Origin of the sequence: Yersinia sp. 2542 StPb PI (assembly GCF_048593855.1) — a bacterium.
Taxonomy (GTDB): Bacteria; Pseudomonadota; Gammaproteobacteria; order Enterobacterales; family Enterobacteriaceae; genus Yersinia; species Yersinia enterocolitica_E.
In genome coordinates, this window is sequence record NZ_JAZGQA010000388.1 from 1 (window position 1) to 1,392 (window position 1,392).

The following is a 1,392-nucleotide window of genomic DNA, read 5'->3' on the forward strand; positions in this document are numbered from 1 at the left end:
AACATCAAGTGCCGAACGTAACTAAACCAGAACAAATCCTCTTTAAATATATCTGCCGCTAATTAGTGGCGTGGTTATTTTTAGCAATCATTATATATCTGAACTAACTTTCTGCCGGGTATAGGCAGGAGGTTGGCTCTGGGTATTGCGATTATAACTCTTATTGAATATTTAATTTGAGGTATTATAAGCATGACAACTAATACGACTTTTTCTCCTGAAAGTGAGACGGCAGCATTATTTTTACTGGATCAAGCAATGGGCTTTACTTATCAAGCGTCACTGCGGGCAGCGGCTATTTTGGGGGTTGCCGACCATCTTATACAAAGGCCAAAAACGGTACAGGAACTTGCAACAGAATTGGAGGTTGATCCACAGCAACTGCATCGAGTGATGCGATTGCTTGCAACGCGAAATATCTTTAAAGAAGTTGATGGGCAGCGATTTACACTCACGCCAGCGGCTGAGTTTTTGTGTACCGCGACCTCGCATTCGCTTCGTTCTGCGGTACTGATGTTAACCGATGAGACATTTTGGGGCCCGCTGGGGAATATCGTTGAAAGCGTTCGCGGCCACTCTGCTTTTAAACAACTATATGGCGTGTCGTTCTTCGAATACTGGTCGCAACCACAGACTCGCTCTCCTGAATATGATTTTCACACCGGGATGTCCTCGATGTCGGCGGTGGAAAACCTGGCTCTGGTACGTAGCTATCATTTCCCAGACCATGCCACCGTTGTTGATATTGCGGGGGGGTTAGGCGGCTTGCTGCTAAAAGTATTACAGGCTAATACGACACTGCACGGTATTTTGTTCGATCAAACTCCGGTGCTGGAAAGACATCGTCTTGGTGAACTGGGGGATGACTCAAGATGGAGGCTCCAGCCTGGCAGTTTCTTCGAATCATGTCCTCCGGCAGATTTTTACTTATTAAAATATATCACTCATGACTGGCCGGATGAAAAGACAACACTAATACTCCATAATTGTCGTAAGGCCATGCTTCCTAATGGAAAAGTCCTCATTATGGATACCATTATTCCTGAAGGAAATACCCCTCACTTCGGGAAAAATATGGATCTGCTCTTGATGGGGAGCTTTGACGGTGGGAGAGAACGCACCGAAGCTGAGCTGAAAGTGATACTCGCCGGAGCCGATCTGAAACTAAACCGCATCATAAATACCGGCAGTTACGTATCGATAATAGAGGCCGTTGCGCGTTGAATATAGACCTATAAGCCTGACATTCGCCCATTTTTAGCGCTGATAAGAATGGGCGGATGAGCAGCTCTATCTATCTTGGCAAGAGAACTGGTGGCATTGGCGTAGAAAATTCATAATTTCTCCATAATATAATCAGGTCATGATAAACATATTTAATTTGGTAATTAT

1 protein-coding gene is annotated in these 1,392 nt (G+C 44.7%); it reads left to right on the forward strand.

Going from position 1 to position 1,392, the window contains the following annotated elements:
* Nucleotides 1-192: 192 nt before the first annotated feature.
* Nucleotides 193-1,224 carry a methyltransferase gene (locus V1952_RS21825; protein WP_372560555.1) on the forward strand — a complete coding sequence of 344 codons (1,032 nt, stop codon included), beginning with the start codon at nt 193-195 and terminating at the stop codon, nt 1,222-1,224.
* Nucleotides 1,225-1,392: the final 168 nt, after the last annotated feature.